The 20,751-nt window shown below is 73.4% G+C and carries 18 protein-coding genes; 13 read left to right on the top strand and 5 right to left on the bottom strand.

Translation table 11 applies throughout. The features are described from left to right. Positions 1-16 precede the first annotated feature (16 nt). The 6 genes from ABGB21_RS34120 to ABGB21_RS34095 all read left to right on the top strand — a co-directional run bounded on the left by ABGB21_RS34120 (position 17) and on the right by ABGB21_RS34095 (position 7,539). Positions 17-1,009, top strand: a complete 993-nt coding sequence (locus tag ABGB21_RS34120) for an aldo/keto reductase (protein WP_347681305.1) — start codon at positions 17-19, stop codon at positions 1,007-1,009. A gap of 76 nt (positions 1,010-1,085) precedes the next feature. Then, positions 1,086-1,751 carry a uridylate kinase gene (locus tag ABGB21_RS34115; RefSeq protein WP_347681303.1) on the top strand — a complete coding sequence of 222 codons (666 nt, stop codon included), beginning with the start codon at positions 1,086-1,088 and terminating at the stop codon, positions 1,749-1,751. Positions 1,752-1,945: 194 nt separating this feature from the next. Further along, complete coding sequence (locus ABGB21_RS34110; protein ID WP_347681301.1) at positions 1,946-3,151, top strand: DUF418 domain-containing protein; 1,206 nt, start codon at positions 1,946-1,948, stop codon at positions 3,149-3,151. Positions 3,152-3,252: 101 nt separating this feature from the next. Then, positions 3,253-3,846 carry a class I SAM-dependent methyltransferase gene (locus tag ABGB21_RS34105; protein ID WP_347681299.1) on the top strand — a complete coding sequence of 198 codons (594 nt, stop codon included), beginning with the start codon at positions 3,253-3,255 and terminating at the stop codon, positions 3,844-3,846. A 123-nt stretch (positions 3,847-3,969) separates the two neighbouring features. Then, positions 3,970-6,966, top strand: a complete 2,997-nt coding sequence (locus ABGB21_RS34100; RefSeq protein ID WP_347681297.1) for a tetratricopeptide repeat protein — start codon at positions 3,970-3,972, stop codon at positions 6,964-6,966. 33 nt (positions 6,967-6,999) lie between these two features. Continuing rightward, complete coding sequence (locus ABGB21_RS34095) at positions 7,000-7,539, top strand: CHAT domain-containing protein (RefSeq protein WP_347657930.1); 540 nt, start codon at positions 7,000-7,002, stop codon at positions 7,537-7,539. A 161-nt stretch (positions 7,540-7,700) separates the two neighbouring features. Here ABGB21_RS34095 and ABGB21_RS34090 read toward each other — a convergent pair whose 3' ends face one another. After that, complete coding sequence (locus tag ABGB21_RS34090) at positions 7,701-7,979, bottom strand: CGNR zinc finger domain-containing protein (RefSeq protein WP_347657929.1); 279 nt, start codon at positions 7,977-7,979, stop codon at positions 7,701-7,703. Between ABGB21_RS34090 and ABGB21_RS34085 the strand changes: the two genes are divergently transcribed. Then, on the top strand, positions 7,864-8,595 hold the full coding sequence (locus tag ABGB21_RS34085) for an SDR family NAD(P)-dependent oxidoreductase (RefSeq protein WP_347657928.1): 732 nt from the start codon (positions 7,864-7,866) through the stop codon (positions 8,593-8,595). The genes ABGB21_RS34090 and ABGB21_RS34085 overlap by 116 nt on opposite strands. Positions 8,596-8,617: 22 nt before the next feature. Here the strand turns inward: ABGB21_RS34085 and ABGB21_RS34080 are convergent, their stop codons facing one another. From ABGB21_RS34080 to ABGB21_RS34070, 3 genes are all read right to left on the bottom strand, one after another. Continuing rightward, the gene (locus ABGB21_RS34080; protein WP_347657927.1) at positions 8,618-8,743 is read right to left on the bottom strand and encodes a hypothetical protein; all 126 of its coding nucleotides are present in this window, start codon (positions 8,741-8,743) and stop codon (positions 8,618-8,620) included. 257 nt (positions 8,744-9,000) lie between these two features. Then, positions 9,001-9,636, bottom strand: a complete 636-nt coding sequence (locus tag ABGB21_RS34075; protein WP_347657926.1) for a hypothetical protein — start codon at positions 9,634-9,636, stop codon at positions 9,001-9,003. 107 nt (positions 9,637-9,743) lie between these two features. Beyond that, complete coding sequence (locus ABGB21_RS34070) at positions 9,744-10,613, bottom strand: SURF1 family protein (protein ID WP_347657925.1); 870 nt, start codon at positions 10,611-10,613, stop codon at positions 9,744-9,746. Between the two features lie 280 nt (positions 10,614-10,893). Between ABGB21_RS34070 and ABGB21_RS34065 the strand changes: the two genes are divergently transcribed. Both ABGB21_RS34065 and ABGB21_RS34060 read left to right on the top strand, forming a co-directional pair. After that, positions 10,894-12,882 carry a cobyrinate a,c-diamide synthase gene (locus tag ABGB21_RS34065; protein WP_347681295.1) on the top strand — a complete coding sequence of 663 codons (1,989 nt, stop codon included), beginning with the start codon at positions 10,894-10,896 and terminating at the stop codon, positions 12,880-12,882. Next, positions 12,879-13,451: a GNAT family protein gene (locus tag ABGB21_RS34060; protein ID WP_347657923.1), complete on the top strand. Its 573-nt coding sequence runs from the start codon at positions 12,879-12,881 to the stop codon at positions 13,449-13,451. The genes ABGB21_RS34065 and ABGB21_RS34060 overlap by 4 nt, the downstream gene beginning before the upstream one ends. Before the next feature lie 39 nt (positions 13,452-13,490). Here ABGB21_RS34060 and ABGB21_RS34055 read toward each other — a convergent pair whose 3' ends face one another. Continuing rightward, positions 13,491-15,653 carry a transglycosylase domain-containing protein gene (locus ABGB21_RS34055; RefSeq protein ID WP_347657922.1) on the bottom strand — a complete coding sequence of 721 codons (2,163 nt, stop codon included), beginning with the start codon at positions 15,651-15,653 and terminating at the stop codon, positions 13,491-13,493. A gap of 144 nt (positions 15,654-15,797) precedes the next feature. Between ABGB21_RS34055 and cobC the strand changes: the two genes are divergently transcribed. Genes cobC through ABGB21_RS34035 form a run of 4 tightly spaced genes read left to right on the top strand, consistent with a single transcriptional unit; the run spans position 15,798 to position 20,712 of the window. Next, positions 15,798-16,943 (top strand): Rv2231c family pyridoxal phosphate-dependent protein CobC, encoded by a 1,146-nt coding sequence (gene cobC / locus ABGB21_RS34050; RefSeq protein WP_347681293.1) that lies wholly within the window; start codon positions 15,798-15,800, stop codon positions 16,941-16,943. Further along, positions 16,943-18,082, top strand: coding sequence for a nicotinate-nucleotide--dimethylbenzimidazole phosphoribosyltransferase (locus tag ABGB21_RS34045; RefSeq protein ID WP_347657920.1), 1,140 nt, complete (start codon positions 16,943-16,945; stop codon positions 18,080-18,082). Before cobC ends, ABGB21_RS34045 begins: the two co-directional genes overlap by 1 nt. Continuing rightward, on the top strand, positions 18,079-19,383 hold the full coding sequence (gene cobA, locus ABGB21_RS34040; protein WP_347657919.1) for a uroporphyrinogen-III C-methyltransferase: 1,305 nt from the start codon (positions 18,079-18,081) through the stop codon (positions 19,381-19,383). The genes ABGB21_RS34045 and cobA overlap by 4 nt, the downstream gene beginning before the upstream one ends. A gap of 57 nt (positions 19,384-19,440) precedes the next feature. After that, on the top strand, positions 19,441-20,712 hold the full coding sequence (locus ABGB21_RS34035) for a hypothetical protein (RefSeq protein WP_347657918.1): 1,272 nt from the start codon (positions 19,441-19,443) through the stop codon (positions 20,710-20,712). The last annotated feature ends 39 nt before the right edge of the window (positions 20,713-20,751 follow it).

Here is a 20,751-nt window from a genome sequence, read left to right as displayed (position 1 = left end):
TTGCAGAGTAGTGCGCATGAAGCGACTTCTTGGCCGTAGCGGCATCGAGATCAGCGCACTGGGTGCGGGCTGCTGGGCGATCGGCGGCGCGTACGGGGACACCGAGAACCAGTACGGGTGGGGCGGCTCGCGCGACGACGACGAGTCGATCCGGGCCCTGCACCGGGCCCGGGACCTCGGCATCACGTTCTTCGACACCGCCAGCAGTTACGGCGCCGGACACAGCGAGACGCTGATCGGCTCCGCCTTCCACGGCGTACGCGACCAGGTGGTCATCGCCAGCAAGTGGGGCTACACCTTCGACGAGGAGCGTGGTGTCGCCCTGGGCGCCGACGACAGCCTGGCGTACGTCCGCAGCTGCCTGGAGGGTTCGCTGCGCCGGCTGCGCACCGACTACGTCGACCTCTACCAACTGCACCTCGGCGACCTGCCGATCCCACAGGCCCTGGAGATGGTCGGCGTCCTCGACGACCTCGTCACCGAAGGCAAGATCCGGTCCTACGGTTGGAGCACCGACGACGCCGCCCGGGCCGCCGCCTTCGCCGAGGCCGGAGCCGGCTGCACCGCGATCCAGCAGGACCTGTCGGTGCTCAACGGTTCCGCCGAGGTGCTGGCCGTCTGCGAGAAGTTCCAGCTGGCCAGCATCAACCGGGGACCGTTGGCGATGGGCCTGCTCTCCGGCAAGTACCACGACGGGCGGCAGGTGGCCGGCAACGACGTACGCAGCCAGGACCTGCCGTGGATGCGGTACTTCCGGGACGGGGCCGGCGCACCCGAGTGGCTCGCCGCGATCGACGCGATCCGGGAGGTGCTCACCAGCGGCGGCCGTACCCTCGCCCAGGGGGCGCTGGCCTGGCTCTGGGCGCGCAGCCCGGTCACCGTGCCGATCCCCGGGTTCCGCACCGTCGCCCAGATCGAGGAGAACGCCGGCGCGCTCGCTCACGGGCCGCTCAGCCCGGCCGACATCACCCGGATCGACGAGATCCTGGCCCCGCTTTCCCGCGACTGAGGACGCCCGGGCGGCGAACCGAGGGTGGGCTCGTCGTACCCGGGCAGGACCAGGGCGGTTCGGTAGCCTCCGGCAGGTGTCCGCTACTCGCGCGAGCATCGTCGCCGAACTGGCCGACGAACTGCTCGGTCGCACGGTGCCGTACACGTTGCGGGTGGCGGTCGACGGACCGGACGCGGCGGGCAAGACGACGCTCGCCGACGAGCTCGCGGCCCGGATCGGCACCACCCGGCCGGTGATCCGGCTCAGCATCGACCAGTTCCACAGGCCCGCCGCGGTACGGCGCCGACAGGGGGTGTTGTCCCCGGCGGGCTACTACCACGACTCGTTCGACCACGACGCCGTCATCGACAAGGTGTTACGCCCGCTCGGCCCCGGCGGGAACGGCCACTATCTGCCCGGCACGTTCGACCACCGGACCGACAGCGCCACGCGCGCCGCGACCGAGCGGGCCCCGGCCGACGCCCTGTTGCTCTTCGACGGCGTGTTCCTGCTCCGGCCCGAGCTGTCCGCCTTCTGGGACGTCTCGGTGTACCTGCACGTCGATCCCGAGGTGGCGCTGGCCCGGGCCCGGGTGCGCGACCTGGCGGTGTTCGGGTCGGTAACCGAGGTAGAGCGGCGTTACCGGCTCCGGTATCTGCCGGGCCAGCGGCTGTACCGGTACGACGCCCGCCCGGCGGAACGCGCCGACGTCGTGCTCGACATGAACGACCCCCTCGTGCCGGTCGTCGTCCGCCGGTGACGTGACACCATCGTTCCCGGTCCGACCGGGGACCGCGACCGAACACCGCCGCGCGGCCGGAGACCCGACCACCGGGGGTGGGGCCTGCCCCACCGACAACCTTCCCGCTCACCGGCTGCCATCCGAACAGCCCGCTTCATAGGGTCGCAGGACAGTCATCACCAACGATTCCTGTCCGTACCGGAGGTAGCCACGTGAGCCACTCCATCGAGGACCCGCCAATCGGAAACAGAGCGTCGTCCGGGACGCTCTCCCGGATCGTCGAGGTCGACGCGTTGCGCGCCGTGGCGCTGCTGCTCATCCTCATCGTCAACATCACCTTCTTCGCCTCCGGCTACTCCTTCCAGCTGGTGCCGGATCCCGCGTACGACTCGTGGGGCGACCAGGCGGTCCGGTGGCTGGTCGAGGCGCTCCTCGCGATGAAGGCGTACCTGCTCTTCTCGTTTCTGTTCGGCTACAGCTTCACGCTCCAACTCGACTCCGCCGCCCGGCGCGGCGTCGACGTCGTCCCACGGTTCCGGCGACGACTGGCCGGGCTCTTCGGGCTCGGCATCCTGCACGCGGTGCTGCTGTTCCAGGGCGACATCCTGACCGCCTACGCACTGCTCGGCCTGGTCCTGCTCGCCATGCGCCGAGTCCGGGTCGGGACCGCGCTGCGGGTCGCCGTCCTGCTGACCGGTGGGATCGGCTTTGTCCTCGCCCTCGCCGCCACCAATGGGATCCAGCTGGTCACCGATCCGGCGTCGGCACTCGCGGCCGGACAGCGGTCCACCGAGGCACTCCAGGGCGGGATCGGCTCCATCGTCGTCGAGCACGTACGTCAGCTGCCGGCGATGGTCGGCACGCTCCTCGTACAGGGGCCGCTCGCCCTCTCGGCCTTCCTCTTCGGCTACGCGGCCGGACGGCGCCGGCTGCTCACCGACGTCGCCGGAAACCGGCAGCTCCTGCGCCGGGTGCAACAGGTGGGCTATCCGGTCGGCCTGGCCGGTGCGGTGGTCTTCGCATCGGGTGGGGGCACCGCCAACCTGACCGGGCTGACGGCGGGCGTACTCACCGCGCCGCTGCTCGCGGCCGCGTACGCCGCCACCCTGCTCCAGTTCTTCCAGACCGACCGGGGGCGGCGGGTCGTCGCCGTCCTCGCGCCGGCCGGCCGGATGTCCCTGTCGAACTACCTGGGTCAGTCGCTGCTCTGCGTGCTGGTCTTCACCGGCGTCGGCCTGGGCCTCGCCGGCGCCGTCGCACCCCCGGTCGTCGTGCTCGTCGCGGTCGGAATCTACGGTGTGCAGCTCGTCGTCAGCGCGGCGTGGATGGCCCGGTTCCGGTACGGACCGCTGGAGTGGCTGTTGCGGGCCTGGACCGAGCAGCGGTGGCCACGGCTGCGGGTTGCGGACCCGGTATGACGGGTTCCGTTGGGGTGGGCATGTCACCCACCTCGCCGAACGCGGGCCGACCGGATCCCGCCGCCCGCCGACGGGTCGGTGGCGGCTGGCAGGATCGCCGCGTGGACGAGTACGGACCACGGTTCTGGGACGCGCACGCGGCCAGCTTCGACGACGAAGCCGACCACGGTCTATCCGATCCTGCCGTGCGCCGGGCCTGGCGGCAGCTGCTCCTGCCGGTGCTGCCCGCCGCACCGGCCACGATCGTCGACTTCGGCTGCGGCACGGGCAGCCTCTCGGTGCTGTTGGCCGAAGCCGGACACGACGTCCACGCGGTCGACAACGCTCCCCGAATGCTCGACCTCGCCCGGCAGAAGGCGACGAACACCGGCGTCGCGGTGACCTTCCTACACGCAGACGCCGCACACCCGCCGTTCGCGCCGTCATCGTTCGACGTCGTACTGGCCCGCCACGTGCTCTGGGCCCTGACCGAACCCGACGTGGTGCTGGCGCGATGGATCAGCCTGCTGCGGCCCCACGGACGTCTCGTATTCGTCGAGGGGCACTGGTCAACCGGTGCCGGACTGACCGCCGACCACTGCCGGTCACTCGTGTCGCGTCACCGCCAGCAGGTCGACGTCCAGCTGCTCGACGACCCGGAACTGTGGGGCGCAAAGATCATCGATGAGCGGTACCTGCTCGTCAGCCAGCGCTGATCACCACCCCGACACACCCGGCCGATCCGTGCCACGTGCCCGTGTCCCGTTGTCCTCGGGTGTTACCGGGATCTATGGTTCGCGTAGCGTTGCCCATTACGTCGGACGGCGGCTGAACACGGGATGACGGTGCGGATCCAGGTGCTCGGGCCGATGCGGGCCTGGTACGACGACCAACCGGTCGAGTTGGGGCCGCCGGGCCGGCGCGCCGTACTCGGGCTGCTCGTGCTGGCCGGCGGACAACTGGTCACCCTCGCCTCTCTCGTCGACGCCATCTGGGGTGAGACACCCCCGGCCAGCGCGGTGAACATCCTGCAGACCCACGTGAAACACCTGCGCCGGCTGTTGGAGCCGAACCGGCCACCACATTCCCGCAGCGAACTGCTGCCGTACCAGGGGGAGGGCTACCGGCTCTGCGTACCCGCCGACCAGATCGACCTGCTCCGGTTCCGCAGACTGGTCCGGCTCGCCGCCGAACGGGAAACCGTCGACCCGCTCGTCGAGGCACTCGCCCTCTGGCAGGGGCCACCCTTCGCCGACCTGCCGCTGCTCGCCCGGCACCCCCGGACCACCGCCGTCCTGCGGGAACACCGGACCGCGCTGACCCGCTACGCCGGGATGATGCTCGCCGCCGGTGCGGCCGACCGGGCGATCACCGCCCTGGAGGAGGCGGTCGCCGCCGACCCGCTCGACGAGGCCGGACAGGCACTGCTCGTCCGGGCCTACGGGGCGGCCGGGCGGCGGGCCCAGGGCTTCGCCGCGTTCCACACGGCCCGCCGCCGACTCGCCGACGAACTCGGCGTCGACCCCGGACCGGAGCTGGCGGCGGCGTACACCGAACTCCTCGACGACAGCCCGCCGGGGCTGGACACCCCACCCCCGACCGCAGTCGCCGTACCCCGGCCGGTGCCGGCGGAACTGCCGGCCGACGTGGCCGGATTCACCGGACGCGGGTCGGAGCTCGCCGCACTCGACCGGCTGGCCGGCGGCGGAGGCGCCGGCACCGCCGACACCGCCGACACCGCCGGCAGCACCGGCCACACCGACCCGGCGTCCACCGTCGTGGTCCTGACCATCTCGGGTACGGCCGGCGTCGGCAAGACCGCGCTCGCCACCCGCTGGGCGCACCGGGCCCGGAACCGGTTCCCGGACGGACAGCTCTACCTCGACCTGCGCGGCTACGACCCCGAGCAGCCGGTGACGCCCGGCGACGCCCTCGCCCGGTTCCTGCGCTCCCTCGGCCTGCCCGGCGAGCAGCTGCCGACCGACCTCGGCGAACGGGCCGCCCGATACCGCAGCCTGCTGGACGGCCGCCGGATGCTGATCCTGCTCGACAACGCCGCCTCGGTCGACCAGGTACGGCCGCTGCTGCCCGGCGCCTCGGCCGGCAGCGTGGTGCTGGTGACCAGCCGGGACAGCCTGCCCGGCCTGGTCGTCCGGCACGGCGCCCGACGCCTCGACCTGGACGTGCTCACCCCCGACAACGCCCTGGCCCTGCTCCGGCTCCTGCTCGGCGACACCGTGGTCGGCGGCGCCCCCGACGCCGCCGCCGCGCTCGTCGCGCACTGCGCCGGGCTGCCGCTCGCGCTGCGGATCGCCGCCGAACTGGTGCACCGGCGGGCGCCGACACCACTGGCCACGATCGCCGACGAGCTCGCCGACCATCGCCGCCGGCTCGACCTGCTCTCCGACGCCGGCGACTCGCACTCCGACATCGGGGCGGTCTTCTCCTGGTCGTACCGGGACCTGCCGACCGACGTCGCCCGCACCTTCCGGCTGCTCGGCACCCACCCCGGCCCCGAGTTCGAGGCGTACGCGGTGACCGCGCTGACCGGCGTCGACGCGCCGACCGCCCGGGCCCACCTGGAGCTGCTGGGCCGCAGCCACCTCGTCCAGCGCCGGGGCCCGGACCGGTACGGCATGCACGACCTGCTCCGGGCGTACGCGCGGGACCTGGCCGCCCGCGATCGCGAGGCCGAGCCGCCCCGCCGCCTGCTGGACCTCTACCTGCACACCGCGGCGACCGCGATCGACGTGCTGTACCCGGCGGAACGGCACCGCCGCCCGACCGTTCCGGCGCCGGCCGGACCGCTGCCCGCGCTGCCGGACCTGGCAGCCGCGGTCGCCTGGCTCGACGCGGAACGGGCCAACCTGGTCGCCACCGCCGTGCACGCCACCGCCCACCGGCAGCCCTGGTACGTCGTGCCGCTCACCGTCATCCTGCTGCGTTACCTGGAGAGCGGCGGCCACTACCCGGACGCGGTGATCCTGCACGAGCACGCGCTGCGGGCGGCCCGGGACGCCGGCGACCGGCGCGCCGAGGCGCAGCTGCGGACCAACCTCGGGGTGATGCAGGTCCAGCAGAGCCGCTACCCGGAGGCGGTCACCGAACTGACCCGGGCGATCGAGCTGGCCCACGAGGTCGGGGACACCGTCGTCGAGGCCCGGGCGCTGGGCAACCTCGGGCACGTCTACCAGTGGCAGGGCCGGTATCCGGAGGCGGCGGCGAGCCTGACCGAGGCGGTCGCGCTGTGCCGCCGCAACGGTGACCAGGCCAGCGAGACGCGCGCCCTGGGCAACCTCGGCCAGGTACGACTACGCCAGCAACGGTACGCCGAGGCGGCCCGCCACCTCGAGGCGTCGATCGCCATCTGCCGGCGGGTCGGCGACCAGATCGGCGAGGCGTACGCCCTGGTGTCGCTCGGGCACGTCGACTCCGGCCTGGGCCGGCACCAGCAGGCCGGCGACCATCACCAGCGGGCGCTGGCACTGTTCCGCAGCACCACCGAGTCCGCCGGCGAGGCGTACGCCCTGGACGGCCTGGCCCGGGTCGACCTGCTGCGCGGCGAACATCGGCGGGCCCTCGACCGGCTCCGGGAGGCGCTGGCGCTGTTCCAGCGGATCGGGGAGCGGGCCGGTGAGGCGTGCGTCGGCAACAGTCTCGGGGAGGTCGCCGCCGCGACCGGCCGGTTCACCGAGGCGCGGATGCGCCACCTGGCCGCGTTGCGGCTGGCCGAGGAGATCGGCAGCCGCCACGAGCAGGCCCGGGCCCGGACCGGACTGGCCCACTCGGAACCGGATCGGGGCTGCACCGAGCCGGTACCGTATAGACGCAGATGAAGCCGGTGGCGCGGCGCAGGGGGTTATCGCACGATGACGACGGTGCTGTTCCTTGCCGCCAATCCGCGGTCCACCACGAGGCTCGGCCTCGACGAGGAGATCCGCGAGATCCGCGACAAACTGCGCGGGTCAGTTCACCAGCAGGCGATCGACCTCCGTTCGTTCTGGGCGGCCCGACCGGACGATCTGCTCCAGGCGCTCAACGAACTCCGACCGGACGTGCTCCACTTCAGTGGCCACGGCGACCCGAACGGCGAGCTGACCTTCGTGGACGGGAGAGGACGACCGAAACCCGTCTCGGAACGCGCCCTGACCGCCACACTCCGCGCCGCCGGCGAGCGGATCCGGCTGGTCGTCCTCAACGCCTGCTACTCGTACCCGCAGGCGAAGGCGGTGGTCGAGGTCGTGCCGTGTGCGATCGGCATGAACGCGGCGATCGGGGACCGGGCCGCAATCGTCTTCGCTGCGGAGAAGTCCGCGGCCTTCGACCTGACGTGCCGGTTCTTCTCCCCGAACCGGCTGGTCGCCGAGACGCCTCCGATCCGGCTGCAGATCTGGTGTCCGCGGGAGTGAGATATCCATTACAAGTCGACTAACGTCGAGAGGCTCACAGAGATCGGATTTCCGGTCGACCGCCAGGGCGTTCCCCGGCGTCTGCCCAAGTACGACCTGGGCGCCAGGCGGGCCCGCAGGAGGTGGTGACGGCCAGCCTGGTGTGAGACCAGGGGACCGGGTCAGCCGGCGGTACGGGTCCGGGAGCTGCGGGCCCGGTACGCGGCGACGTTCGCCCGGTTGCCGCCCATCTCGTACGAGTGCCAGCGCTGGGTCCGGCTGCGGGTCGTGTCGTAGAAGACGTGCTGGCACTGCTCGTTGGCGCAGGTCCGGATCCGCGACCAGGTGCCCGCCGCGACGAGTTCGGCGACCGCGAGGGTGATCCCGCCGATCACCGGGTCGCCGGTGACCTGGTGCAGCAGTTCGGCGGCCCGGTCCGGGTCGTCCAGCGCGTCGGGCATCCCCGGGATCGCGTGCGGCCGTGAGTTGAGCAGCTCGACGACGGCCTCTGCGGTGGCCGGGATCCGGGCCCAGTACGAGCTGAACGTCTTCGGCCAGCTCCGGGTCATCCGGGCGGTCGCCCCGGTGCTGCGCGAGCAGGGGACCGGGCAGATCGTCAACATCAGCTCGCTGTTCGCGGTCACCGCCCCGCCCGGCCTCGGCGTCTACGCCTCGACGAAGGCGGCGATGAGCAGCCTCGGCGACGCGCTGCGGGCCGAACTCGCCCCGTTCGGGGTGTCGGTCACCACGGTCGAACTCGGCCTGTTCCGTACCGACTTCGCCGACGAGCGCAGCCTGCGGATCGCCGGCGACCGGCTGACGGCGTACGCCGACGGACCGGTCGGGCAGATGTGGCAGGGGGTCCAGCAGGTCAACGGCAACCAGCCCGGTGACCCGACGCGCGCCGCGAGGGTGCTCGTCGACGTGGTCGAGTCGGGGCGGACGCCGGCCCGGCTGCCGCTGGGTCCGGACACCGTGGCCTTGATCGAGCAGAGCATCGACGGGCTGCGGACCGAGCTCGCACAGTGGCGGGACCTGGCCGCGACGACCGACCACCCGGCGGCACCGGTCGACTGAGCCCCGGACCGCCGGCGGTGGATCAGTTGGACCAGGTGTATCCGGCCAGGTTCAGTACGCCCTGAGCCTGGCTCAGGCCGACGGCCGCGATCACCCCGGCGGCGACCAGGAGAACCGCGACAGACAGAACCACGGTACGCAGACGCATGACGATCTCCCTGCTACATCGAGCGGTGTCGTGCTACGGCGAGCGTAACGACGCGTCGCGGACCTGGGCACCCCGTCGATGAAGGTACCCACGACACGGCGGGCGTGACTGGCGGATCATCGTCGCGCGACTGGCCGAACGGCCCGGTACGGTGCCACCCGCCGGCTCGACATGCCGGAGAGTCATAAACATGACTCTCCGGCATGTCGCCGCATCCGGAGCTGCCGGCACGGCCGAACGGCACACCGGCCCGGACCTCAGGATGCGGCGAGCGACCGCACGTAGTTGACCTGCTGGTGGATCGCCTGCACCTGGGCCGGGCTCACCACCGGCACCCGGGCCACGTACTGCCGGGCCCCGTTGGTCACCGTCACCTGCACCACACCCCGGTGGACGGTCTCCTTCGCCAGCAGGAAGAGCAGGCTGAACACGGTCAGGAAGCAGAAGCCGACCACCGCGCAGACAATCGCCCAGGTCGGGATCTTCTGTTCGCTCTGCCAGTAGTCCGCGACGTGCCACTGCGAGCCGGCCAGCGGGATGTCGCCGCTCGGTGTCCGTACCGTGCTCGGGGTGACCGCGATCTCGCCGATCTGGGCGAGCACCGGCTCGTGTGCCGGCGGCGGCTGCCAGCCACCGGCCGGAACGACGCTGGTCGGCGGTGCGCTCACCGGCGGAATCCCACCCGGGTACGCCTGCATCGGCGGGTACGCCGGCCCCGGCGACCCGATCGACGGCGGCCGTGGTGGCGCCGGCTGGTGCGGCGGTGTGGACGGGTACGTCGGCGGCTCGGGCGGTGGCGGCGTCGACCAGTCCGACGACGAACCGGTCTGCTGCCACGGGTCGCTCGGCGGGGAACCGGAATCCGCCCCCGCACCGGTCGGGTCCACGCTCATGCCGGCTCCTCCCCAACACGGCCAAGTGTGATCCCGCAGACCCTAACCGGAACCGATGTCGTCCCGGGAGTCAGGTATCGTCCCGGAAGTCGGAAGGTGCCCCGTCCTCAGACCTCGGCGGCGCGGTCCAGCGGCTTGCGCGGCTTCGCCGGCTTGGTCGGCTCACCGGGCAACGCCGCCAGATCCGGCGAGCCGCCGTCGACGTTGTTGTCGTCCCCGGTCTCACCCCGGGCCTCGCGGCGGGCCGCCCAGCCGAACCCGACCAGGGTGAGCAGCGCGAACAGCCACCACTGGACGACGTACCCGGCGTTCTGCCAGTCGTTCTCGTGACCGATCGGCACCGCCTGGAAGGCCGGATCGGCGGCCGGGGTCTGCTCGTCCAGCAGCAGGTAACCGTGGTAGACCGGGTACGACAACTCCCTGGCCAGCTCCGGTACGGCAATCCGCCGGGTCTCCAGCCGACCGTCCTGCCGGACGATCGTGTCCGGCTTGCTCTCCGACAGGTGCAGCCGGCCGACCACCGTCACCTCGCCCGACGGCGCCGCCGGCACCGTCGGCCGGGACAGGGCGTTGCTGCTCGGCGGCGGGGCGAGCCAGCCCCGGTCGACCAGGACCGCGCTGCCGTCGGCGAGCACCAGCGGGGTGAGGACTTCAAAACCGACCCGGCTCTCCACGGTCCGGTTCCGGATCAGGATCGGCTTCGTGCTGTCGTACCGGCCGGTGACGGTGATCCGGGTCCAGGCCGCGTCGGCCGGCGGGGCCTGGCCCACCGACCCGGCCGGGCCGGTCGGCGCCGGCACGACCTGGTGCAGCGGCACCGGCGGTATCGTCGCGGTGGAGTCGATCCGGTCGTTGGTCGCCGCCCGCTCCTGGTACCGGTGCAACTGCCAGTTGCCGAGCAGGACCATCACCGCGGCGGCGGCCAGGGTCAGCGCGAGAATGCCCAGCCAGCGGGGCGTGAGCAGGAACCGGTACACGACCCGAGGCTACCCGGCGGCCCCGGACCACCGGCCAGGTGGGCGGCACACCGGTCCCGGCTCAGGCTCGGCCGGGCGGGACGGGTTGCCGGCAGGTCGGCTCGGCGGTCCGGGAGCAGGTTGTCGGCGGGTCGGCTCGGCGGGCCGGCGGGTGGGCGCCCGCCGGGTATCCTCACGCCGGTCGGTCCGATCGACGGGTCCGCCCGCGTCGTCCCCGTACCGCCGCCGTCCGCACCACCCCGGAGACCGGGACCGGTGTCCGCGCCCCGAGGAGCCGACCATGATCGCCGTGCCGCGCGTAGTGGTGAGCGCACCGTCGTCCGGCCATGGCAAGACCGCGATCGCGGTCGGCCTGCTCGCCGCGTTCGCCGCCCGAGGCCTGAAGGCCACCGGCTTCAAGGTCGGCCCCGACCACACCGACGCCGCCTACCTCGGGATGGCCGCCGGACGACTCGGCCGCAACCTCGATCCCCGGCTCGTCGGGGCACAGCGGATCGCGCCGCTCTTCGCACACGGCACCGCCGACGCCGACGTCGCGGTCGTCGAGGGCACCATGGGCCTCTTCGACAGTCTCGCCGGCCGGGCCGAAACCGAGTCGACAGCGGCGATCGCCACCTCGCTCCGCGCGCCGGTCGTACTGATCGTCGACGTCGGCGCGATGGGACAGTCGGTCGCCGCGCTGGCGCACGGCTTCCGGGCGTACGACGAGATGCTCTGGCTCGGCGGCGTGATCCTGAACCGGGTCGCCTCCGACCGGCACGAGCAACTGCTTCGCGACGCCCTCGACGACATCGGCGTACCGGTCCTCGGGGCGCTGCGGCGGCGGGACCTGCCCGCCGTACTGCCGTCCCGGCAGCACGGGGTGGTGCCGGTGATGCAGCGCGGCGTCGAGGCGTACCGGGGGATCCGCCGACTCGGCGAGGCGGTCACCGGCGGTGTCGACCTTGACCGGCTGCTCGCACTGGCCCGGTCCGCCCCCCGGGTGCCGGTCGACGTCTGGTCGGCGCCGGAGGCGGTCGGCGACCCGGCCCAGCCCGCGCCGGCCGCCGAGACCCGGGGCCGTCGTCCGTTGATCGCCCTCGCCGGTGGTCCGGCCCTGTCATATTCGTACGCCGAGACGGCGGAACTCCTGGCGGCTGCCGGGGCCGAGGTGGTGACCGTCGACCCGCTCCGGGACGAGGCGCTGCCGAAGGGGACCGACGCGCTCGTGATCGGCGGCGCGCTGCCCGAGACGTACGCCGAGGAGTTGTCGGCGAACCGACGGCTCTGCATCGCGGTCGCGGAACTGGCCCGTACCGGCCGTCCGGTGATCGCCGAGGGAGCCGGCCTGCTCTGGCTGGCCCGCGAGTTCGACGGCCGCCCGATGTGCGGGGTGCTGGACGCGGCCGGTACGAGCCTGGAGCGGGCCGTGGTCGGCTACCGCGAGGCGACTGCCCGGACGGACACGCCGGTCGCCCGGGCCGGTGCCCGGGTGGTCGGCTACAAGCAGCACCGGGGCGTGTTGACGCCGCGGGCCGGGCAGACGCCGGCCTGGAGTTGGGGTGGCGGGCCTCCGGAGGGTTTCGTCTGGCGTCGGGTGCACGCCTCACAGTTGATGGTGCACTGGGCCAGCAGCCCCGGAATCGCCCGGCGTCTGGTGGCGGCGGCGCTGTCGGTGCCGCCGGCCCGTCCCGCCGCCCCGGCCGGCGCTCCCGGCTCTTCGGGCGCTCCTGTCGCTCCGGCGGGTGCTGCGGCTCCGGGTGCTCCCGCTGCTCCGCCCGGCCCCACCCGGCCCGGGCAGGATCGGCCCGGGCAGGATCGTCCCGCGCCGATCTCGCCCGCCGGTCCCGACGGCGTCGTGCCGATCTCCCCGGCCGGGCCGGACCGGACCGTGCCGGTCGCGACCGTCGTGCCGGCGTCGCCGATCGGCGCGGCGCCGGTGTCGCCGGCCACGCCGGGCCGCGCTGACCGTCCGTCGTCCGGTCCGCCGGCCCCGCCGACCCAAGGAGGTCGGCCGTCGTCCGGTCCGCCGGCCGCTCCGAACCGCGCTGACCGGCCGTCGTCCGGCCCGTCAGCGGGTCGGCCCGGCGTCCCGGTGCCCCACCAGTCGGCCGGCCCGGTGCCGCCCGGACCGGCAACGCCCGGGGTGCCGTCCGCGGTACCACCGGCCACCCGACCGGCTGCGGTGTCGCCGGCCGACCAGCCACCGGCGGCGGTGCCACCCGCCGGACAGTCGCCGCAGCCTCCCCGGCGACCGGCCCCACCAGTGGACGGTGAGCCGGCGGAATGAGCGGAGAGGTGGCGGTACGCCGCTTTCCGAGTCTGACCGTGTCGACGCCCCGGATGCACGTACGGCCACTGCACGCCGCCGACGCCAGCGGGGTCGCCGCGATCTTCGCGGACAAGCAGACCCAGCGGTGGCTGCCGTTCCAGCGGGAACTCGGGCAGATCGACGGACTGGCCTGGTGCACCGAGATGGCGCAGGAACGGCGGGACAGCGGCAACGGTGACCACTACGGCGTGATCCGGCGGGAGGACGACCGGCTGGTGGGCTGCCTCTGGACGAAACGGACCGACTGGGGCGGCCGGGTCACCGAGGTGGCGTACGCGATCGCGCCGGAGGCGCGGGGATTCGGCATGGCCGCCGAGGCGGTCGACGCGCTCGCCGTGGCGTTGATCCTGGAACACGGCTTCCAGCGCCTCGAACTCCGGGTCGCACCGGGCAACATCGCGTCCCGCCGGGTCGCCGAGAAGGCCGGCTTCACCTACGAGGGGCTGCTGCGCAACGCCGGGTACGTGCACAGCGGCCGGGTCGACCTGGAGGTCTGGTCCCTGGTCGCGGCCGACCTGCACCACTGATCCGACCTGTCGCGCCAGCCAGCCGGGTGTGCCGTCAACTCACCCGACCATCTCGTCCGACGGTGGGGTGAACTGGCGGACCGGTTGGTCCTTCAGCGCGTCCCGGAGGAAACCACCGACCGCGTCGATCGGTTTGTTCGACTGGCCCTCACCGACGGCGTTCATCGGGCTGTCCGGGTCGGAGAGGAAACTCGCCACCGCCAGCTCCGGGGTGTAGCCGACGAACCAGGCCGCCCGGTCGCTGTCGGTCGTACCGGTCTTGCCGGCGACCGGCCGGCCGACCATGCCGCGTACCCGGTCGGCGGTCGACCAGCCGCCACAGGATCCCCGGGCCGGGGTGTCCCCGGTCGGGCAGCGCGCGGCGTCGGTGGCGGCCCGGGCCGCGTCCGGGTTCACCTCCTGACTGCACCGGGGCTGGGCGATCTCCAGATCCATGCCCGATCCGGACCGGTACGTCGCCGGCGTCCCGTCCGGGGCGGCGATCGACATCACCGGAATCGCCTCGCAGAACCGGCCGTCGGCGGCGATCGCGGCGTACGCGTTCGCCATCTCCAGCGGTGTCACGTCGGAGACGCCGAGGGTGAACGAGCCCCAGCGGTTGGCGTGGTCGGGGGAGGCCTGCCGCCGGTCGATGTCGGTACGCCACTGCAGGCCGAGCCGTTCGGCGAGCCGGACCACGTTCTCCGCGCCGACCGTCTGCTGCAACCAGATGAAGTACGTGTTGACCGACTTGCCGAAGCCGGACCACATGGTCTGCAGGCCGCTCATCGCGCCGCTGGCGTTCGACGGGCAGTAGAAGCCGCCACAGTCGGTCGGGCCGCCGCTGCCGTCCGGGTACTTCGAGACGAACCGGTGCGGGGAGTTGAACGCGGTGGACAGCGGCATCCCGGCATCGAGCGCGGCGAGCATGGTGAACATCTTGAACGTCGAACCCGCCTGGTAGCCGGGGAGATCGCCGCCGCCGAGCAGCGGCACCACCGTGTTCGGGTAGTTGCCCTTGAGCCGGCTGCGCAGGCTGGGGTTGGAGTGCGGGCCGTTCTCGCTCTGGTCGAGCGAGTAGACCCGGTTGACCGCCATCGACTTGACGTGTCCGGTGCCCGGTTCGACCGCGACCAGACCGTGCGCGAACGGGCTGCCGGCGGACTCGTCGGCCACCACCTGCTGCTCGGCCATCTCCTGCAGCTTCGGATCCAACGTGGTGATGATCGTGTAGCCGCCGCGTCGTAGCTTGTCCAGGCGCTGCAGCGAATTGGCGCCGAACGCGGGCTGCGCCGCCCACCAGGCCTTCAGGTAGTCGCAGAAGAAACCCCACCCGTTGTGGTCCTCCGGCACCGACATGCAGTCGTTGGGCGGGCTGCTCAGCCGCAGCCGGATCGGCTCGGCCTGGGCCGCCGCGGTGTCCTGCGGGGAGAGGAAGCCCATCTCGCGCATCCGGTCCAGTACGTAGTTGCGCCGGTCCGTCGCCGCCTTCTGGTCCGAGCTCGCCGGGTCGTACGACGTCGGCGCCTTGACCAGCCCGGCGAGGGTGGCCGCCTCCACCGGGGTGAGGTCGGCGGGCCGCTTCGAGAAGAAGATCTCCGACGCCGAGTAGATCCCGTACGCGCGGTGGCCGAAGTAGGCCGAGTTGAGGTAGCGCTCCAGGATCTGCTCCTTGCTCGTCTCCTTCTCCAGATCGATGGCGAGCCGCATCTCCCGTAGTTTCCGCAGGCTGGTCTGCTCGGTCGCCTGCCGTACCTCGATCGCGTTCTTCGCGCTGTCCCGCAGGGCCATCCGGACGTACTGCATGGTCAGGGTGGAGGCGCCCTGGGAGACGCCGCCGGACTGCTGGTTGGCGACGAAGGCGCGGATGATGCCCTTCGGGTCGACCCCGCCGTGCTCGAAGAACCGGGTGTCCTCCGCCGCCACGATCGCCTGCTGCATGTACGGCGAGATCTCCGAGAGCGGCACGTACCGCCGGTGTTCCTCGTAGAAGGTGGTGAGCAGGGTGGTCCCGTCGGCGGCGTAGACGTAGCTGGTCTGGGCGGGCGCGGAGGCGAGCAGGTCGGCGGGGGTCTTGTCGACCAGTTCGGCGCCGGCCTTGGCGGCCAGCCCGCCGACGGCGGCGAACGGGAACAGGGCGGCGGCCACGACAACGCCGGCGATGAGTCCGGCCCGGAGCAGGGGTACGGCACGACCAGGGGCAGAGCGGGTGGGATTGGTCACGACCTCAAGTTATGATATTGCACGGCAAAACATGATAAAGATTCGCGAATCTGCCGGTCCGGATTCCGGCGGATCCGGGTACCCGCCACCCCCGTCGATACCTCCGTTGGCTGCCGCCGGCGCGACTTCGGCAGGATCACGCCCATGCGCGTACCGGGATCCCACGCCGCCACCCCGCCGCCGCCGGACGGGCCGGTCACCCCGCCCGACCTCGGCCACCACGGTGACGCCGAGGTGGCGCCCGGCCTCGTCGACCTGGCGGTCAACGTCCAACGCCAGCCGATGCCGACCTGGCTGCGGGAGCCGATCATGGCTGCCCTGGACAACCTGGCGGCCTACCCCGACCCCGGACCGGCCCGGGCCGCCGTCGCCGCCCGGCACCACCGGCCCGCGCCGGAGGTGCTGCTGACCGCCGGCGCGGCCGAAGGTTTTGTCCTGCTGGCCCAGGCGCTGCGCGGGGCACACCGCCCGGTGGTCGTGCACCCCCAGTTCACCGAGCCCGAGGCGGCGCTGCGCGCGGCCGGGCACCGGGTCGAGCGGGTCATCCTGTCGCCGGACGACAACTTCCGACTGGACCCGGCGCGGGTACCCGCCGACGCCGACCTCGTCTTCGTCGGCAACCCCACCAACCCGACCTCCGTCCTGCACCCCGCCGACACCCTGGCCGCGCTGGCCCGCCCCGGCCGGACCCTGGTCGTCGACGAGGCGTTCGCCGACACCACGCTCGGCCCCGCTGCCACGTTCGGCCCCGCGCCCGGAGCCGCCGCCACGCCCGCCGCCGGCGGTACCGAACCGGAATCCCTCGCCAGCCGACGCGACCTGCCCGGACTGGTCGTCGTCCGCAGCCTCACCAAAACCTGGGGACTGGCCGGACTCCGGATCGGCTACCTGCTCGGCCCGGCCGAACTGATCGCACGCCTGGCGGCCGTACAGCCGCTCTGGGCCGTCTCCACCCCGGCGCTCGCCGCAGCGGCCGCCTGCGCCACCCCGACCGCCGTCGCGGCCGAGCGCGAGATCGCGGTACGCCTCGCCGCCGACCGCGCCCACCTGCTCCGCCGGCTCGGCGAACTTCCCCGGGTACGCGTCGCCGGCACCCCGGCCAGCGCCTTTGTCCTGCTGCACCTGCCCGGCGCCGACCGGGTACGACTCGCGCTGCGCGAGCGCGGATTCGCGGTACGGCGGGGCGACACCTTCCCCGGCCTGGGCCCCGACTGGCTGCGCGTCGCGGTACGGGACACTGCCACGACCAACCTGTTCGTGACCGCACTCGCCGAGACCCTGGAGGCCTGATGTTGGAGCAGACCGTCGCCGCCATCCGCCCACTCGACGAGGTGGCGATGGCGGCGGCCCGTGCCCTGCACGCCCGGCTGACCAAACCCGCCGGCTCCCTCGGCGCCCTGGAGGAACTCTCCATCCGCCTGGCCGGCCTCGCCGGAGCCTGTCCGCCGCCGGTTCCCGCCCCCGCCGCCGTCGCGATCTTCGCCGCCGACCACGGCGTGCACGCCCAGGGGGTCACCCCGTGGCCGCAGGAGGTGACCGCCCAGATGGTGGCGAACTTCCTGACCGGCGGCGCCGTCGTCAACGCCTTCGCCCGCCAGACCGGCGCCACGGTCACCGTCGTCGACGTGGGGGTACGAAACGGCCCCCTGCTGTCGCACTTCGCGGCGGAAGAGGCCCGTCCCGACACCCCCGCCGCCGGAGCGGCGGCCGGGTCCGCCGGCACGGCGCCGGCATCCGTCGGCGCGCCGAGGCTGGTCCGGGCGAACGTCCGGCCCGGCAGCCGGGACATGACGATCGGGCCGGCGCTGACCCGGCAGGAGGCCCGGGACGCCGTCGAGGTCGGCATCCGGATCGCCGACGAACTGCTCGACGCCGGCGCCGGCATCCTGCTCACCGGGGACATGGGGATCGGCAACACCACCCCGGCCGCCGCGCTGATCGCCGCCTTCACCGGCGCCGACCCGGCCACGGTCACCGGTCGCGGCACCGGGGTCGACGATCCGACGTACGCCCGGAAGATCGAGGTGATCCGCACGGCGCTGGACCGGCACCGGCCGGATCCCGGCGACCCGCTCGGCGTACTGGCCGCCGTCGGTGGCCTGGAGCACGCCGCGCTCGCCGGCCTCGTCCTCGGCGGCGCCGCACGTCGTACCCCGGTCCTGCTCGACGGGGTGAGCGCGGTCGCGGCGGCGCTGGCCGCGGTGGCGTTCGCGCCGGCCGCGGGGCACGCGCTGGTCGCCGGCCACCGGTCGGCCGAGCCCGGGGCGACCACGGGGTTGGAGCGGCTGGGCCTGACGCCGATACTTGATCTGGGCCTACGGCTCGGCGAGGGCACCGGCGCCCTGCTCGCCTTCCCGGTCGTCGCTGGCGCCGTCCGGGTGCTGCACGAGGTGGCGACCTTCGATTCGGCGGGAGTCTCGGAGAAATGACGCTGTATCCGTTGGCACTTCGACTCGCCGACCGGCGGGTGCTCGTGGTCGGGGGCGGCGCGGTGGCGACCCGCCGGGTCCCCGCCCTGCTGGACGCGGGCGCCGAGGTGGTCGTGGTGTCACCGGAACTCACCCCGGCGTTGCGGGACCGGGCCGACGCCGGCCGCCTGTCCTGGATCGCCCGCCGGTTCGAGCCGTCCGACGTCGACGGCGCCTGGCTGGTGCACGTCGCGGTCGACGATCCGGCCGCCGCCGACGCGGTCAGCGCCGCCGCGCTCGAGCGCCGCGTCTTCTGCGTACGCGCCGACGACCGCGACGCCGCGACCGCCTGGACCCCGGCGGTGGCCCGGTACGGTCCGCTCACCGTCGCGGTGCTCGGCGGCGGTGACCCGCGTCGGGCGATGGCGGTCCGGGACGCGATCCGGACCGCCCTGGTCGACGGCACGCTCCCCGGCGGCCCGGCACCGTCGGCGAACGGTGCCACCCCGGCCGACGCGGTGGGGGAGGCGACCGGGGCGAAGCCGGCCGAGGTGGAGGACGCCACGCCGACCCGACCGGTCGGCCGGGTCGCGCTGGTGGGGGCGGGGCCGGGCGACCCGGAGCTGATCACGGTACGCGGCCGGCGGCTGCTCGCCGAGGCGGACGTGGTGGTCGCGGACCGACTGGTACCCGGGCTGCTGCTCGACGAGTTGCGACCCGACGTCGAACTGGTCGACGCCACCAAGATCCCGCACGGGCCGGCCGCCACCCAGGAGGAGATCAACCGGGTGCTGGTCGACCGGGCCCTGGCCGGCGCCGACGTGGTACGCCTCAAGGGCGGCGACCCGTACGTCTTCGGCCGGGGCGGCGAGGAACTGCTGGCCTGTACGGCGGCGGGGATCCCGGTCACCGTGGTGCCGGGGGTGACGAGTTCGATCGCCGCCCCGGCCGCGGCCGGCATCCCGGTCACCCACCGGGGGGTGGCGCACGAGTTCACCGTCGTCTCCGGGCACCTGCCGCCGGACCACCCGAACTCGCTGGTCGACTGGTCGGCGCTGGCCCGGCTGCGCGGCACCCTGGTGGTGCTGATGGGGCTGAACAACCTCGCCGCGATCGCCGCCGCGCTGCGGGCGTACGGCCGGGACCCGCGGACTCCGGCGGCGGTGGTGCAGGAGGGGACGACCGGCGCCCAGCGGGTGCTCCGCTCGACGCTGGACGCGGTCGCGGCGGACGTCGTCGCCGCCGGCGTCCGGCCCCCGGCGGTGGTGGTCTTCGGCCCGGTGGTCGGCATCCTGGCCGGGCAGCCGGTCGGCACCGACTGACCGCCGTCGCCTCCCGCCACGGCTGAGCCGGTCGTACGGCCCGCATACCATCGCCGGATGCCGCACGACGACATCACCCGGGTCGACATCACCCTGGTCGACCCGGAGTCCGACCCCGCGAACCGCAGGTACCGCCGGATACGGGTCGCCGACGGCCGGGTTGTCCGGGAAACCTGGACCGGGCAGCGCAAGCCGCGGGTCACCACCATCGAGGGCGGTGACGAGCGGCAGACCTGGAACGCCTTCCGGAAGGAGAAGGACCGGCGGCTCCGGGAAGGCTTCGTGCTCGTCCGGGATCCGTCCGCCGCCGCCCCCGGTGAGGTGGTCCTGGAGTGGCTGAGCCCGTACCCGTCCACCAGCGACGCCTTCGACCTGCATCCGGACGGCGGCACGCTGGCGGTCGGCACCATGCTGGACCAGGCGTACGGCGCCGAGATCCGGCTCGTCGACCTCGCCACCGGCCGGGCCCGGCTGGTCCACCGCGAGCCGCCCGGCAAACGCCAGACCTTCCTGCACGCGGTGCTCTTCGACGCCGACGGCACAAACCTGGTGTACGCGCGCAACGAGCAGACCTGGCGGCTGGACCTGGCCACCGGGGAGAGGCGGCTGCTCGCGGACTACACCCGCCGGCACCCGGCCGACGAGACCATGAACCCGTTCTGCGTACACCCGGCCTGGGACGCCGCCCGGCGGCGCCTGCTGCTGTTCGACGCCGACCACACGGCCCGGGTGCTGGACGCGGCCGGTGGGACGCTGTTCGAACTCTCCATGGCCTCGCCGACGACCCAGTGCCGGGCCGGCGCGCTCTCGCGATCCGGGCGTCTGCTGGCCCTGTACCGCCCCAGCCGGGGCGTGACCTACCGGCACGCCGACGCGATCCACGACACCAGCAACCTCGTGGAGGTCTGGGACGTCGACCAGCGGAAACTGGTCCGGAGCATCCCGTTCCCGCACGAGATCGTGCCCCGGGCGCTCGGCTTCGACCCGACCGAGGAGCAGGTCGTCGCGGCGGTCCGGTACGCCGAGGGGCCGTGCGCTGTCTCGATCGAGACCGGCGAACTGGTGTGGGCGTTCACGAATCCCGGCGGCCGGACCGACCGCTGGGCCACCTGCTACGGCTGGGCCTACTCCCCGGACGGCAAGACGCTGGCGGTCGGCGGCGACCGGACGCGGGGGCTCGGTCTCTACTCCGCCGCCACCCGCGAACCGGCGGACGTGGCACCGCAGGGTGCGGACCGGCAACGGATCCACCGGCTGGTCCACTCCGCCGACGGCCGACTGCTGGCCGCGGGCGGCGACTGCGGTCGTCTGGTCGTCCGCAGACTCTGACGTCCGGATGGGCCCCCTCTCACGAAGCGATGAGAAGGG

The organism is Plantactinospora sp. B24E8 (assembly GCF_039871735.1).
Classification (GTDB): domain Bacteria; phylum Actinomycetota; class Actinomycetes; order Mycobacteriales; family Micromonosporaceae; genus Plantactinospora.
The sequence above is the reverse complement of the archived record's forward strand: the minus strand, read 5'-3'. Positions and strand labels throughout refer to the sequence as shown.